Raw genomic sequence first — 14479 nt, 5'->3', positions numbered from 1 at the left:
ACACCGTTCCCCCGGCCGAAAGTGGCCGGCCGCGCGGTGGGCCGGAGTCACAGGAGGAAGACGATGCACGGGTACGCGGACAACAAGGAAGCGCACCAGCGTCGCCTACGCCGGATCGAAGGACAGATTCGCGGGCTGCAGCGCATGGTCGACGAGGACAAGTACTGCATCGACGTGCTGACGCAGATCTCGGCGGCGACCCGGGCTTTGCAGGCTGTCTCGCTGTCGTTGCTCGACGAGCACCTGCAGCACTGCGTGCGCAATGCGATCACCGACGGCGGCGCGGAGACCGACGAGAAGATCCGCGAAGCCAGTGACGCGATCGCCCGGCTGGTCCGGTCCTGAAAACACCACGACACAGAGAGAAGGAAGAGAACGATGGCTGAGACCGTGTACACCGTCGAGGGAATGACCTGCGGCCACTGCGTGAGCTCCGTGACCGAAGAGGTCGGCGGAATCGCGGGCGTGCGGAAGGTGGACGTCGACCTGCCCACCGGGAAGGTCACCGTCACCAGTGACGAGCCGGTCCCCGCCGACAAGGTCCGCGAAGCGGTCACCGAGGCCGGTTACCAGCTCGTCGGCTGAGCGAATTCCGAACGATCCAGCACCGGCTTTTCAGGGAGAAGTGACATGAGGACAGCCACGAAGATGTCCGCCTACGGGCTCACACTGGCCCTTGTCTTCGGCGCGGCCTGGACGGCCGGTGCTGCGATCGGGCCGTCCGGCGAGCCCGCCGCGGCGGCAGGCCACGAGCAGATGGCCATGCCGGACAAGGGAAGCTCCGTCGAAGCGGCGAGCACCAAGGTGCCCGGCCTGGCCGCCGAGGACAACGGCTACCGGTTGGAGCCCTTGCGCACCAAGGTGATCGCCGACGACGCACAGCCGTTCCAGTTCCGGATCGTCGGCCGTGACGGTGCGCCGATCACGGCGTTCGAGGTGGAGCACGAGAAGCGGCTGCATTTCATCGTCGTGCGGCGGGACGGGTCAGGTTATCGGCACCTGCACCCCGAGATGGCCCCGGACGGCACGTGGAGCACGCCGTTGCGCCTGACGGCCGCCGGCACCTATCGGGTATTCGCCGACGTCAAGCCCACGGGTGGCGTGGCCACCACGCTGGGCACCGACATCCAGGTCTCCGGTCAGTACGAGCCGGTCGAGTACCCGATCTCCCGTACGGCCACAGTGGACGGATACGAGGTCCGGCTGGACGGTGTACTCGAACCGGGCGCCGAATCCGCGGTGACCGCGACGGTCACCAGGAACGGTCGACCGGTCGCGGACCTGCAGCCCTACCTCGGCGCCTACGGACACCTGGTCGCCTTGCGCGCGGCGGACCTCGGCTACCTGCACGTCCATCCGACCGGCACGCCGGGCGACGGGAAGACCAAGGCGGGCCCCGGCATCGGGTTCGCCGTCGAGGTTCCCAGTGCCGGCCGGTACCGGTTGTTCCTGGACTTCCAGCACGAGGGCAAGGTGCGCACGGCCGAGTTCAGCCTCGACACCGTTGGCACATCGGCGCCGGCCGCGTCTGCTCCCACCCCGACGCCCGTCACGGACGACGGCCACGGCGGACACGGCTGAACACCCGCGAAGTCCAGCGATTCATTTCCCACCCGCACAACAGTGAAGGAGGCGCGGGATGAGTTCTCCAACCCAAGACATCCAGCCTGACGCTCTGCAGCAGGTCGAGCTGTCCATCGGTGGCATGACGTGCGCCTCCTGCGCCGCTCGGATCGAGCGGAAGCTGAACAAGGTCGACGGCGTCTCCGCGACGGTCAACTACGCCACCGAGAAAGCCAAGGTCAGCTTCCCCGCGGGACTCACCCCGGACGAGCTGGTCAAGGTCGTCGAAGCGACGGGGTACACCGCGGCGGTCCCGGCGCCCAAGAAGGCCGAGTCCGGCGACCAGGCGGCACCGGAGCCGGAAGACCCGACGAAGTCCTTGCGGCAGCGGCTGATCACGTCGGTGGTGCTCACCGTCCCCGTGATCGTGCTGGCCATGGTGCCCGCGTTGCAGTTCACCTACTGGCAGTGGCTTTCGCTGGCGCTGGCCGGCCCGGTCATGGTGTGGGGTGCGTGGCCGTTCCACAAGGCGGCGTGGACCAACCTCCGGCACGGCGCGGCCACGATGGACACGCTGATCTCCCTCGGCGTCGTCGCCGCGTTCCTGTGGTCGCTTTACGCCCTGTTCTTCGGCACCGCCGGGGTTCCCGGGATGCGGCACGGGTTCGAGTTCACCGTGCAGCGGATGGCCGGGGACGGCAACATCTACCTCGAGGTCGCGGCGGGCGTCACCACGTTCATCCTCGCCGGGCGCTACTTCGAGGCCCGATCCAAGCGGCGTTCCGGCGCGGCGCTCCGTGCGCTGCTGGAACTGGGCGCGAAGGAGGTCGCCGTCCTGCGGGACGGCCGTGAAGTCCGGATCAGCGTGGACGATCTCCAGGTGGGGGACGAATTCGTCGTCCGGCCGGGGGAGAAGATCGCGACCGACGGCGTCATCACCGAGGGCAGTTCCGCGGTCGACGCGAGCATGCTGACCGGGGAGTCCGTGCCGGTCGAGGTCCGGCCCGGTGACACGGTCGTCGGCGCCACGGTCAATGCCGGCGGGCGGCTGGTCGTCCGTGCCACCCGCGTCGGGTCGGACACGCAGCTCGCGCAGATGGCGAGGCTGGTCGAGGACGCGCAGAACGGCAAGGCCGCGGTGCAGCGCCTCGCCGATCGGGTGTCGGCGATCTTCGTCCCGATCGTCATCGCCCTCGCCCTGGCGACGCTCGGATTCTGGCTGGGCGCCGGGAACGGTGCGGCGGCGGCGTTCACCGCCGCGGTCGCGGTCCTGATCATCGCCTGCCCGTGCGCCCTCGGCCTGGCGACGCCGACCGCGTTGCTGGTCGGGACCGGACGCGGAGCCCAGCTCGGAATCCTGATCAAGGGCCCGGAAGTGCTGGAGTCCACCCGCAAGGTCGACACCGTCGTGCTGGACAAGACCGGCACTGTCACCACCGGCCGGATGAGCCTGATCGACATCCACGTCGCCGAAGGCACCGACGAGATCGAAGCCTTGCTGCTCGCCGGAGCGCTGGAGCACGCGTCGGAACACCCGATCGCCAAGGCCATCGCGACCGGCGCGGCAGAACGTGCGGGAGAGCTACCGCAGGTCGAGGACTTCCGGAACGAGGAAGGCCTTGGTGTGCAAGGGATCGTGGACGGCAAAGCCGTGCTGGTGGGCCGCACCGCGTTGCTGGAGCAGTGGAGTGTCCACCTCGACGACGAGCTGGCCGAGGCCAAACGCGAGGCCGAGCAGCAGGGCCGGACCGCGGTCGCCGTGGCCTGGGACGGGAAAGCCCGTGCGGTCCTGGTCGTCGCCGACACGGTGAAGCTGACGTCGGCCGAGGCAATCCGGGAGCTGCGGGCGCTCGGGCTGCGGCCGGTCCTGCTGACCGGTGACAACGAGGACGCGGCTCGCGCGGTCGCCGCCGAGGTGGGGATCGACGAGGTGATCGCCGAAGTCCTGCCGAAGGACAAGGTGGACGTCATCACCAAGCTGCAGTCCGGAGGCCGGGTGGTCGCCATGATCGGTGACGGCGTCAACGACGCGGCGGCCCTGGCGCGGGCGGATCTCGGCCTCGCGATGGGCACTGGCACCGACGTCGCGATCGAGGCGAGCGACCTCACGCTGGTGCGTGGTGACCTCCGGGCGGCGGTCGACGCGATCCGGCTGTCGCGGCGGACCTTGAGCACCATCAAGGGAAACCTGTTCTGGGCGTTCGCTTACAACGTGGCAGCCCTGCCGCTGGCCGCACTGGGTCTGCTGAACCCGATGATCGCGGGAGCGGCGATGGCCTTCTCGTCGGTGTTCGTCGTCAGCAACAGCCTGCGGCTCCGCCGGTTCCGGAGCGGTATCCAGGCATAGCCGGAAATCCCCGCACAGGGCGGACGTGGTTTCGACCACGTCCGCCCTGTCGTTTTCGGGGGTACCGCACTGCTGTGACCCCCTTCACTTATATACCCCCCTAGGGTAGTTGTGCGCCGACTTCCGGGCGGTCTATGTTCACTGCAGGCAATACCCCCTAGGGGTAACTGGGAAAGTGAGAGGTCGTCATGACGGAGACAAGTGCGGACCCCCGCCGGTGGTGGGGTCTGGGGCTGATCGCCCTGGCGCAGTTCATGGTCATCATGGACACGTCGATCATCGGGGTCGCGCTGCCGAAGATGCAGAGCGATCTCGGCTTCACTTCGGGAAATCTGTCTTGGGTCTTCAACGCCTACGTGGTCGCGCTGGGTGGCTTGCTGCTGCTCGGCGGCCGGCTGTCCGACCTGTTCGGCGCGCGCCGGATGTTCACCGCCGGCTGGGTGATCACCCTGGTCGGGTCGGTCGTCGCCGCGGTCGCGGGCACGGCGTGGGTGGAGCTGGCCGGCCGCGTTTTGCAGGGCGGGGGAGCGGCTTTGATCGCGCCGTCGGCCTTGACGCTGCTGATGATGCTGTTCGGTAACCGTCCGCAGGAGCTGCCCAAGGCGCTGGCGCTCTACGGGGCCGCGGCTCCCGCCGGCGGCACGGCCGGGGTGTTCCTGGGCGGTGTGATCACCGAATGGCTGTCCTGGCCGTGGATCTTCTGGCTGTACGTGCCGATCTCGCTGCTCGCGATCGTCGCCACCGCGCGGCTGATGCCGTCGGCTCCGGCGCGGCGCGGTTCGGTGGACGTCGCCGGCGCGGTGGCGGTGACGGCGGGCCTGGCGCTGGCCGTGTTCGCGGTGGTCCGGGCGCCCGAGACCGGGTGGGGCTCGGCCTCGACGTGGATCCCGCTCGTCGGCGCGGTGGCACTGCTGGCCGTGTTCGTGGGCATTCAGCGGGCCCGGAAGGTGCCGCTGGTGCGGCTGGGGATCTTCCGGACGCCGAACCTCGGCGGGGCGAATCTCGCCCAGTTCCTGCTCGGCGCGGCGTGGATCCCGATGTGGTACTTCCTCAACCTGTACCTGCAGCAGGTCCTCGGTTACGGTGCCTTCGCCAGCGGTGCGGCGCTGCTGCCGATGACCGTGCTGATCGTGGTGCTGATGGTGGCGGTCGCACCGCGGCTGATCGCGCGGTTCGGGTTCAAGACGATGATCTTCGGCGGTCTTGTCGCGCTGGCAGCGGGACTGGTGTGGCTGTCGTTCGTCAGCCCGACGGGCAACTTCGTCGTCGACGTGCTGCCCGCGTCGCTGGTCGCCGCACTCGGACAGGCGCTCGCCTTCATCCCGTCGCTCGGTACCGCGATCTCCAGCGCGCGACCCGAGGAAGGCGGTCTCGCGGCCGGCATCGTCAACACCTCGTACCAGGTCGGCTCGGCGCTCGGTCTCGCCGCGATGACCGCGGTCGGCATCTCGTTCGGCGCGGGCGCGATCGGTGACCCGATCGCCCTGACCGGCGGGTTCTCGGCAGCGTTCCTCGGCGCCGCGGGGATCGCGGTGGTCGGTGCCCTGCTGGCACTGGTCACTCTCCGGCAGCCGGCCAAGACGCCGGTGGAGGAGGGGCAGGACGCGGCGGCGGTGCGGTGACCGCCTGTACCACGACGGGGCCGATGATCGAGCCGAAGCGCTCGATCATCGGCCCTGTCGGGAGGCGGCGGGCCGTCCCGAGGGCGTGTTCCTGGCCCTGGTGGCGGATCTGGTCGGCGAATCCGACGCGCCTCGGTACGGCGCGCGCTGCTGATGTCGAGTGCCCACGGCATCGCGGGATTGGAACTCAGCGGTCATCTGGCGAAGGACAGGTGGCAGGTCAGCGTGGAGCAACTCGTGCACCTGTTGATCGACGCGATCCGGCACAGATGACCGTCTTACCTGTCTGATGCCTGGTCGCCGCCGCGCGACTCGTGTGTGTCGCCGTAGTCTCCACGGCTGCGGCGAAATCACGTGGATGACCTTCGGGAAGCCGGTCCAGGGGGTGAGCATGGAAGCCGCGAGTCGCTGGTCGTCGACCTGCGGCGGGCAAGGCTGGTGAGGATTCAGTCTCGGCAGCCTGCCGGCGGGCAGGTTCTTCGTGAACTGGCACCGTCCGACGGCTTTCCCAGGTATGTCGTGAAACGTATGGCCAGGTCCGTCGAGCAACCGCGAGCAGGTGAATGCAGCTACGGGCTCGCGTTCCGACAGGCCGCCGTCCGTCCGCAGCCGAGGTTCGACCGCGGCTTGGGGATGACGATGACGACCGACAACGGCCAGACGAGAGCTGGGTGTTCATGCCCTGTCTCAGCGTCGCGGGTGCGCATCAACGGGTTTCGGTGCTCGTCCGTGCTGTCGGGGCGGCGTTTTGGAGGGCTTTGGTGAGGTCGTCGGGCTCGACGCCGAGTTCGGCTCTGGCGATGTCCGGGTCGAGGATCATGGCGGTGGCGTGCAGGTTGCTCCATTGTGCCGGGTGGAAACCGATGGTGTATCCGTGGCGGCGTTGGCGGATGCCTTCCCTGCGGATCAGAAGTTCGATGGCGCGTGGGTGAAGCTTCCAGATGCGTTTCGGCGGGCGGCCGGATGCGGTCGCGAGCCGGGTGAAGAGGTCGGCCCAAGGAAGGTTCGCTGTGACGATCGGATAGTTGCCCCTGGCGCGACGGTCCAGCGCCGCCACGGCTGCTTGCGCGACTTGGGAGACGGTAACGACGGCGGTGGTGCCGGGGTAGACGAGCATGTCTGCTTTTCCGACGGACATGCTGTGCAGCATGGGCTCGAGAGGGGATTGCCTGCCGGGGGTCGTGCCCGCGACGTAGGGGAGTTCGAGAACGGCCACGGCGGTCTCTGTGTCGACCGCGGCGCGTGCGTGTTCGGCTTGTTCGATTCTGCTGGCGATGTAGGGGCTGAGTTCGGCCAGCCGGAGTGACGGCTGTTCGCGCTGCAGGGTGGCGTAGAAACTGCCGAGGATGACAGCGCGGTCGCACTGCGCCCGGCAGCCGGCGGCGAGCAACCTGACCACGGGTGCGACGTTGGTGTCATGGAAGAACGCGGCGATGTCGACGCCACGTGGTGCGGCGACGGCGGCGGCCGATGCGACGATGATGCCCGGGTGGCCTGCGACGATCTTGTCGAGCCGGTCTTCGGGCAGATCGGTGAGGTCGCCGAGCAGGACTGTCGCGGCGGCGGGAAGGTTCGTGGGTGGCGTGCGGACCAGCACCGTGACGTCGTGTCCGCGTGCCAGTAGTTCACGCACGATGTGATGTCCGATGAAGCCGGTTCCGCCTGCTACCAGGACCTTCATGGGGCTGTCCTTTCCTGGGGCGCTGTGACGATCGCCGATCTGAAGGCACCATCGAGCTTCTGTGGCGCGGGTGCCCTCCTGAGGATGCCACCCGCGTGGCCGGCGCTGGATCGATCAGCCCGAGCCAGGCGTCCTGGTCGTCGGCCAGCGGGCGCGACAGGGGAAGCGGGTGAAAGCGGCAAGCGAACCTCATACCGGTGTCGCTGGTGGGAGCCAGAGTGTACCGGTGCTGTCCTTGGCTTTCAGCAGTTCTTCCTGGCGTGGGGCGTCCGGTCGCCTCCGTGCCGCGGTCTTCGCCGAGGTGGACGCCGCAGGTGACCGCTACGAAACCCGGGGCCGTGGCGCCCGCCTCAGCGGCTGGTGACGTCCCATGGACCCGCGCGTCACGTCGGAGACCCGTTCGGTTTTCGTGGTGCGCTGGTGCCGGTGGTCTCCGCCGTGGTCGTGGTGGACGGACCTGGCCCGGGTGTTCACGCGACGGTACAGCGGCTCCCTCACCACGCCAGCCTTCCACGCGGCTCGCGTACGGCGCCGGTTCACCTGACGTAGATGCCGGTGCCGGTGGCGGGGGTGAAGCGGGCTTGGAAGAAGCGGAGGTGGGGTGGTTCGTGGGTGAAGGTGAGGCCATGGGTGATGTCGTGGCGGTTCTTGTGGACGCGGATGATGCTGTCGGCGACGTGGTCGATGTGGCTTTGGGTGTAGACGCGGCGGGGGATGGCGAGCCGGAGGAATTCCAGGGGTGGGTAGCGGTTTTCGCCGGTGACCGGGTCCCGTCCGGCTGAGACGGTGCCGCGTTCGACGCCGCGGACACCGCCTTCGAGGTAGACGGCGGCGGCGAGGGTCTGGCCGGGGAGTTCGGTGCGGGGAAGGTGGGCGAGGACGGCGGTGGCGTCGACGCAGACGCAGTGGCCGCCGATGGGCCGGACGATCGGGACTCCCGCGGTGTGGAGCCGGTGGCCGAGGTATTCGATCTGGGCGATGCGGGCGCGGATGTGGTTCTCGTCGACGGATTCGGTGATGCCTTGGGCGATGGCTTCCATGTCGCGGCCTGCCATTCCGCCGTAGGTGTGGAGGCCTTCGAAAAGCAGGACGAGACCTCGTGCCTGTTCGGCGAGATCGGGATCGCGCAGGGCGATCCAGCCGCCGATGTTGGCGAGACAGTCCTTTTTGGCCGACATGACGGCGCCGTCGGTGGGAGCGCACAGCGCGAGGAGGATGTCCGCGATCGACTGGTGTGCCCAGCCCGGTTCGCGTTGTTTGACGAACCAGGCGTTCTCGACGGCGCGGGCGGTGTCGAGGAAGACGGGGATTCCGTGGGCGTGGGCGAGGTCGCAGGCGGCGGTGAGGTTGGCGACGCTGATCGGCTGGCCACCCGCCATGTTCACGGTGGCGGCGAGCGAGACGTAGGGGATGGCGGCGCCGTGTTCGGCGATGACGGCCTGCAGCTTGGCGAGGTCGACGTTGCCTTTGAACGGGTGTTCGTCGACGGCGTCGTGTGCTTCGTCGATGATGACGTCGTGGAAGGTGGCGCCGTTGAGTTCCTGGTGGGCGCGGGTACTGGGGAAGTACATGTTGCCGGGGACGTGGCTGCCCGGGCGGATGAGACAACGGGAGAGGATGTTCTCGCCACCGCGTCCTTGGTGGACGGGGATGACGTGTTCGTAGCCGTAATGGCCGCGGACGGCCTGTTCGAAGAGGTAGAAGCTGCGCGCACCGGCGTAGGCTTCGTCACCGCGCATGAGCGCCGACCACTGCCGGTCGGACATCGCGCTGGTGCCGGAGTCGGTGAACAGGTCGATGTAGACGTCGTCGGAGCGGAGCAGACAGGGATTCCAGCCGGCGGCTCGTAAGGCTTCCTCTCGGTATTCGCGGGTGGTGGTGCGGATCGGTTCGACCATCTTGATCCGCCAGGGTTCTGCTGGGTGGTCAGGCATCTCGAGTCACCTTGTTCCGTTCGAGGTGGTTGAGGAGCGGGCCGGTCATGGCCGTCGTCACGAGGGCCATGGCGACCATCGCGGTGTAGAAGGCGCTGTCGATGACGCCGAGGCCGAGCCCGATGCCGAGGAAGACGAGTTCGGTGACGCCGCGGGTGTTCATCAGGGTCGCGAACACCGCCGCCGGATGCGGAGGCTGCCCGGCGAGGCGGGCGCCGAGGTAGGCGCCGCCGCCTTTCGCGACGACGGCGACCGCGATGATCGCGAGGGTTTCGGTCACCAGAGCGCCGTCGAGCTCGCCGAGGTCGACCTTCCGTCCGATGAGGACGAAGTACAGCGGGACCAGCAGGGACGCGAGGGGCGTGATCAGCGCGACGGGGTCGTGCCGGGACGCGGGCCGCCCGGTGGCCACGCCGACCAGGAACGCACCGATCGCGGCGTGCAGGCCGATGGCGTCGGTCATCGCGGCCCCGGAGCAGGCGAGGGCGACCATGGTCGCGACGGCGGTCGGCCCGGACAGGCGATCCATCGTCCGGCCGAACCACGGCCGGGCGAGGACGAGCAGGACCAGCAGGAACGGGAACGCCGCCAGAAGCGTCCAGCCCTGCGTTCCACTGTGGATGGACGCGACGACGGCGAGCGCCGCCCATGCGGTGGCGTCGGTGAGCGCCGCGGCGGTCAGCGCGCGGCGGCCTCGGTCGTCGTCCAGCATCCGCCGTTCCGCCAGAATCCTTGCCAGCACGGGAAAGGCGGTCACCGCCATGGCCGCGGCGGCGAACAGGACGAACGGGGCGACCCCGGCCGGAGCGTGGCGGGTGGCCAGCCAGAAAGCCAGCAGCGCGCCGAGGACGACCGGGACGACGGTCGCGCCCAGCGCGGGCACGAACGCCGCCGTGATCCGCGCCGCGGTCATCGACGGCGCGAGGCGGGCGCCGACCCCGAACAGGAACAGGATCAGGCCGAGCTGGGCGAGCGCGTCCAGCGTCGTGTCGACGCCGCTGGGGAGGCCCGGTCCGGCTTGCAGGGCTAGGCCGACGACGAGCCCGCAGATGATCTCACCGAGGACGGCAGGTTGCCCGGCCCGGGTGAACGCCCAGCCGAAGCAGCGGGCCAGGGCCAGCAGGACGGCGAGCGCGGCGAGCAGAACGGCCAGATCAGGCATCGGGCACCCGCCACCGCCTGCCGTCCGCGGTGGGGACGAGCCCGCCGGGGAACATCGGCGGCTCGTCGCCCGCGCCTTCGCCGAGCAGGCCGCGTAGCTGCAGTTGCACACCTTCGGCGAGCACGTCGCCGAACATCGCGCGGGAGAAGTCCTGTGAGGACACTCCGCCGACGAGGCCGGCGAAAGCCGCGTCGGCGGCCCCGTGCCGGCCGGTCAGCCGTCGCGCCTGCCGGAAGTAGTCGTCCTCGTCGGAGTCCAGTCGGTAGAAGCTGATGAGGAAATCCCGGAACAGTCCGAATTCCCGGCGGTAGCGGGCTTCGAACTCGGCGAAGCATCGCTTCTCGTCCGCGAAACCCGCGAGGGTGCTGTTGATCGACCGGGCGGCCAGCAACGCGCTGTAGGTGGCCAGGTGCACACCAGAGGAGAACACCGGGTCGATGAAGCAGGCGGCGTCACCGACGAGCACCATGCCCGGCGACCACAGGACGGTCCGGTCGTAGGAGTAGTCCTTTCGCACGCGGAGGCGGTCGTAGGGTGGCTCGGTCGCGCGGCGCGCGTCGCGGAGGTACTCCTTGATGAGCGGGCAATCGTCGATCAACGCCGAGAAGGCCACGTCCGGATCGCCCTGGACGCGGTCCGCCGACTCGTGTTGGACGACGGCTCCGACGCTGGTCAAGGTGTCCGACAGCGGGATGTACCAGAACCAGCCGTCGGGGAACGAGACGCACAGGATGTTCCCGGCGCCGGGCGCGGGCATCCGGCGACCGCCCTCGAAGTACCCGAACAGCGCCAGGTTCCGGAAATGCGGCGAGTACTCGCGGGTGCCACCGACGTCGTGGTGGAGCCTGCTGCCGTGCCCCGAGGCGTCGACCACGAACCTGGCCGTCGCGTGCCGTTCGTGCCCGGTGTCGTCGAGGTAGCGGACGCCGCCGATCCGTTCGCCGGCCTGGATCGTGCCGAGTACTCGATGTCCTTGCCGGATCTCGGCGCCGAGCCGACGTGCCCCGTCGAGCAGCAGCGCGTCGAACCGGGTGCGCTCGACCTGGTAGGCGTACGACGTGGGCCCGGCCATACGGTCGGACGCGGCGAAGGAGAACGTCCACGGCTCGGCACCGGCGCCCCATTTGAAGGTGCCGCCCCGTTTGCGGACGAATCCGGCCCGTTCGATCTCGTCCCGGACCCCGAGCATCGCGCAGATCCCGTGGATCGTGGCCGGCAGCAGGGATTCCCCGATCTGGTAGCGCGGGAAGCGGTCCTTGTCCAGCAGCAGCACCCGGTGACCTTCCGCGGCGGTGAGACCGGCGACGGTGGATCCACCCGGTCCGCCACCCACGACGATCACGTCGTAGTCGTCCATCACGGCGCCACTCCTTTCTCTGTGGTGGGAACGAGTTCGGCGAGCCGGGCCACCGTGCGGCGCAGCAGGACGTCCCGCAGCGAACACGGCACGCCCAGTGCCCGTAGCCGGGCGGCGAGCGCCGCGGCGGAGAGGCTGTGCCCACCGAGGTCGAAGAAGTCGCTGTCCGCGTCGACCGCCGGAATCTCCAGCTGGACACGGAACGCGGCGGCGACGAGCTCCTGTGTGGAGGTCAGCACGACCGTCCGCCGTAGGGGGACGGGCGGGGCGAGGGCGGCCCGGTCGATCTTCCCGGTCGGTCCGAGGGGCATGGCGTCCAGCGGGATCACCGCGGAGGGCAGCAAGTACGCCGGCAGCACCGCCCGCAGCCGTTCCCGCAGCCGCGCGGCGGTTCCCGTGTCGAGCACGACGTAGGCGACCAGCCGCGGCTCGGCGCCTTCGACCCGGACCGCGGCCTGCCGGACCCCGGGAGAGGCGAGCAGTGCCTGTTCCACCTCACCCGGCTCGACCCGATGGCCCCGGATCTTGACCTGATCGTCCAGCCTGCCCAGCCATTCGAGGTGACCGTCGCGGGTGAGACGGCACCGGTCGCCGGTCCGGTACCGGCGTTCTCCCGCGGTGACGAACCGGTCCGCGGTCAGCTCCGGTCGCCCGAGGTAGCCCAGCGCGAGGCAGGAGCCGCTGATCAGGAGTTCACCGGGTTCCCCGATCGGCACCGGCCGCAGCTCCTCGTCGACGACCTGGGCGGTGGTGTTGCCGACGGGCCGCCCGATCGACGGCGTCGCGCGTTCGTCGAGACCGCAGGACGTGGTGAACACCGTGCACTCGGTCGGGCCGTAGAGGTTCAGCGCGGTGACCTCCGCCGCGCCACGCAGATGTGACCAGAGGTCTTGCCCGATGGCCTCTCCGCCCATCAGCAGCATTCGCGGACGAGCCGGTCCGTCGAGCAATCCGGCTTCCAGCAGTGCCGACATCTGCGCGGGCACCGCTTCCACGACGGACAACCGGTGTTCCCGCACGAAGTCCACATAGGAGCCTGGATCCGTGCGGACGGGATCGGGGACCAGATGCAGCTCGTGCCCTCCCGCCAGCCACGACAGCGGGTTCCACGACGCGTCGAAGACCAGCGGCAGACCGTGCGCCACCCGCTGCGGGCCGCGGCCGGCGGGAAAGAAGCGGTCGGCGAGTTCGCCGTACAGGTTGACCAGGCTCCGGTGTCCCACCAGGACCCCTTTGGGCAAGCCCGTCGAGCCGGAGGTGTAGACGAGGTACGCCGGACCGGCGACGTCTCTGGGCGACCGGTGCCCGGTATGCCCCGCCAGCTCCGCCTTCCAGTCCTCTGTGGACAAGACTACGTCCGCCCGCTCCGCGAGACTCACGGCATCCGTCAGCACGACGGCGGGGTGGGCGTCGGCGAGGATCGCGTCGACGCGTGCGGCCGGCAGGGCGGGGTCGACCGGAAGGTGGACCGCCCCCGCCTTCGCGGTCGCGAGCACACCCAGCACGGCCAGGACGGACCGCGTCATCGCGCAGGCCACCACCGTCCCCGGCGACGCGCCCGCGTTCCGCAGCACCTGGGCGAGCCGCTCGCCCCAGAGGTCGAGTTCGTGGAACGTCCAGGAGACCTCGTCGGCCACCAGGCAGACCCGGGCGGGGGCCTTCCGGGCCTGAAACTCGAACAAGTCGCACCAGGTCACGCGGGGAAGCCCTCGCGCCACGCCGCTCACCGAGGACAACGCCGGGTCAGTCATCGCACGGCTCCGTCCCGAGCCGGACCTGGTCCCAGAAGCCGGCTTCCTTGCCCGGTGTGAGAACCGCCAGGTGGCCCCCTGGCACGACACAGCCGGTGAATCGCCCGGTCGTCCAGGCCCGCCAAGCTCGGATCTCCTCGTCACCGGTCGCGAAGTCCAGGTCGTCCTCTCCCCGGATCGCGACTATCGGGCAGGACAACGGTACTTTCGCGGGGCCGGGGTAGGCGCTGGTCAACCGCAGGTCGCCGAGGAACAGATCGAGCGCGTACTCCCGGAGTTCGGGGCAGTCGAGGTAGCCCGCCGACGAGGGTGGGCAATGCAGGTCGAGCAGCCGTTCCGCCTCGGCGGCGTCCGCCTTCGCGTATCTCCCCGGGACTCGCCGCTGGGGCGCGCACGCCCCCACGACGACCAGCCCCGCGGGGCCCGGTCGTCCTCGGCCGAGGACGCGCTGGGCCACTTCGAGTGCGACGAACGCGCCCATACTGAAGCCGATCAACACCGTTCGTGAAAAACTTTCGACACCGATGCGAGCGACGCATTGCCGAGCGATTTCATCGGCAAGGACGGCGAGCGATTCGGCGGGCGGTTCGGTGAGAAGTGTGCCGTGTCCCGGATATTCCACGCCCCACACCACCGATTCCGCTGCTGCGGCAGCGAGCCCGCGCAGGCCGAGTACCGTCCCCCCGGCTGGCGGAAAACACAGGTATCGATGGCCATGGCCGAGCTGTTTGTCCACTGTGGACAGTCGATTGACGGCAGTGTTCATTACCACGTTCTTTCTCCCGAACCGATTCGTCAACGGGGGGTCGCCGCCCGTTGAGGACGAAGCTGAAGGGCACAACGCGTCGCCTCGGCGTCCACATCGGACGGTGCGGTCCGATGTCGTGCGCTGCGAGCGAATCTTCACGATGTCGCGCCATCCCGGTGAACGTCCGGGCTCGGCGCGGATGACGCGCTTGGCGAAAGCGGGTTTCGCCTCGCCCGCACCTTTGGGGTGGTTCCGCGACCGCGCCGACCGCGGGAAAGGAGCGGGCTCCTACTTGTTCTCTTCCGTTGGGTGAT

The 14479-nt window shown here is 69.3% G+C and carries 11 protein-coding genes; 5 read left to right on the top strand and 6 right to left on the bottom strand.

Annotated features, from left to right (window positions below):
- The first annotated feature begins 63 nt into the window (after window positions 1-63).
- The 5 genes from ACZ3HL_RS22755 to ACZ3HL_RS22735 all read left to right on the top strand — a co-directional run bounded on the left by ACZ3HL_RS22755 (window position 64) and on the right by ACZ3HL_RS22735 (window position 5532).
- Window positions 64-345 (top strand): metal-sensitive transcriptional regulator, encoded by a 282-nt coding sequence (locus ACZ3HL_RS22755; protein ID WP_465412650.1) that lies wholly within the window; start codon window positions 64-66, stop codon window positions 343-345.
- Window positions 346-378: 33 nt separating this feature from the next.
- The gene (locus tag ACZ3HL_RS22750) at window positions 379-585 is read left to right on the top strand and encodes a heavy-metal-associated domain-containing protein (RefSeq protein WP_465412651.1); all 207 of its coding nucleotides are present in this window, start codon (window positions 379-381) and stop codon (window positions 583-585) included.
- A 45-nt stretch (window positions 586-630) separates the two neighbouring features.
- Window positions 631-1581, top strand: a complete 951-nt coding sequence (locus tag ACZ3HL_RS22745; protein ID WP_465412652.1) for a hypothetical protein — start codon at window positions 631-633, stop codon at window positions 1579-1581.
- A 58-nt stretch (window positions 1582-1639) separates the two neighbouring features.
- Window positions 1640-3910: a heavy metal translocating P-type ATPase gene (locus ACZ3HL_RS22740; protein ID WP_465533433.1), complete on the top strand. Its 2271-nt coding sequence runs from the start codon at window positions 1640-1642 to the stop codon at window positions 3908-3910.
- Window positions 3911-4098: 188 nt separating this feature from the next.
- Entirely contained in the window at window positions 4099-5532 is a 1434-nt protein-coding gene (locus tag ACZ3HL_RS22735; protein ID WP_465533431.1) for an MFS transporter, read from the top strand.
- 706 nt (window positions 5533-6238) lie between these two features.
- Here ACZ3HL_RS22735 and ACZ3HL_RS22730 read toward each other — a convergent pair.
- The 6 genes from ACZ3HL_RS22730 to ACZ3HL_RS22705 form a co-directional block, all read right to left on the bottom strand.
- Complete coding sequence (locus ACZ3HL_RS22730) at window positions 6239-7213, bottom strand: NAD-dependent epimerase/dehydratase family protein (RefSeq protein WP_465533429.1); 975 nt, start codon at window positions 7211-7213, stop codon at window positions 6239-6241.
- Window positions 7214-7749: 536 nt separating this feature from the next.
- Window positions 7750-9147, bottom strand: coding sequence for a tryptophanase (locus tag ACZ3HL_RS22725; protein WP_465533427.1), 1398 nt, complete (start codon window positions 9145-9147; stop codon window positions 7750-7752).
- Window positions 9140-10309 (bottom strand): cation:proton antiporter, encoded by a 1170-nt coding sequence (locus ACZ3HL_RS22720; RefSeq protein ID WP_465533425.1) that lies wholly within the window; start codon window positions 10307-10309, stop codon window positions 9140-9142. The genes ACZ3HL_RS22725 and ACZ3HL_RS22720 overlap by 8 nt, the downstream gene beginning before the upstream one ends.
- Complete coding sequence (locus tag ACZ3HL_RS22715) at window positions 10302-11666, bottom strand: tryptophan 7-halogenase (RefSeq protein WP_465412658.1); 1365 nt, start codon at window positions 11664-11666, stop codon at window positions 10302-10304. Before ACZ3HL_RS22715 ends, ACZ3HL_RS22720 begins: the two co-directional genes overlap by 8 nt.
- Complete coding sequence (locus tag ACZ3HL_RS22710; RefSeq protein WP_465533423.1) at window positions 11666-13417, bottom strand: amino acid adenylation domain-containing protein; 1752 nt, start codon at window positions 13415-13417, stop codon at window positions 11666-11668. The genes ACZ3HL_RS22715 and ACZ3HL_RS22710 overlap by 1 nt, the downstream gene beginning before the upstream one ends.
- Window positions 13410-14183 (bottom strand): thioesterase II family protein, encoded by a 774-nt coding sequence (locus ACZ3HL_RS22705; RefSeq protein WP_465533421.1) that lies wholly within the window; start codon window positions 14181-14183, stop codon window positions 13410-13412. The genes ACZ3HL_RS22710 and ACZ3HL_RS22705 overlap by 8 nt, the downstream gene beginning before the upstream one ends.
- Window positions 14184-14479: the final 296 nt, after the last annotated feature.

Source organism: Amycolatopsis sp. NPDC000009 (genome assembly GCF_055563465.1).
The sequence above is the reverse complement of the archived record's forward strand: the minus strand, read 5'-3'. Positions and strand labels throughout refer to the sequence as shown.

Coding starts and splice junctions, on each gene's coding strand:
- ACZ3HL_RS22755 (WP_465412650.1), top strand. CDS start 64: ATGCACGGGTACGCGGACAACAAGGAAGCGCACCAGCGTCGCCTACGC.
- ACZ3HL_RS22750 (WP_465412651.1), top strand. CDS start 379: ATGGCTGAGACCGTGTACACCGTCGAGGGAATGACCTGCGGCCACTGC.
- ACZ3HL_RS22745 (WP_465412652.1), top strand. CDS start 631: ATGAGGACAGCCACGAAGATGTCCGCCTACGGGCTCACACTGGCCCTT.
- ACZ3HL_RS22740 (WP_465533433.1), top strand. CDS start 1,640: ATGAGTTCTCCAACCCAAGACATCCAGCCTGACGCTCTGCAGCAGGTC.
- ACZ3HL_RS22735 (WP_465533431.1), top strand. CDS start 4,099: ATGACGGAGACAAGTGCGGACCCCCGCCGGTGGTGGGGTCTGGGGCTG.
- ACZ3HL_RS22730 (WP_465533429.1), bottom strand. CDS start 7,213: ATGAAGGTCCTGGTAGCAGGCGGAACCGGCTTCATCGGACATCACATC.
- ACZ3HL_RS22725 (WP_465533427.1), bottom strand. CDS start 9,147: ATGCCTGACCACCCAGCAGAACCCTGGCGGATCAAGATGGTCGAACCG.
- ACZ3HL_RS22720 (WP_465533425.1), bottom strand. CDS start 10,309: ATGCCTGATCTGGCCGTTCTGCTCGCCGCGCTCGCCGTCCTGCTGGCC.
- ACZ3HL_RS22715 (WP_465412658.1), bottom strand. CDS start 11,666: ATGGACGACTACGACGTGATCGTCGTGGGTGGCGGACCGGGTGGATCC.
- ACZ3HL_RS22710 (WP_465533423.1), bottom strand. CDS start 13,417: ATGACTGACCCGGCGTTGTCCTCGGTGAGCGGCGTGGCGCGAGGGCTT.
- ACZ3HL_RS22705 (WP_465533421.1), bottom strand. CDS start 14,183: ATGAACACTGCCGTCAATCGACTGTCCACAGTGGACAAACAGCTCGGC.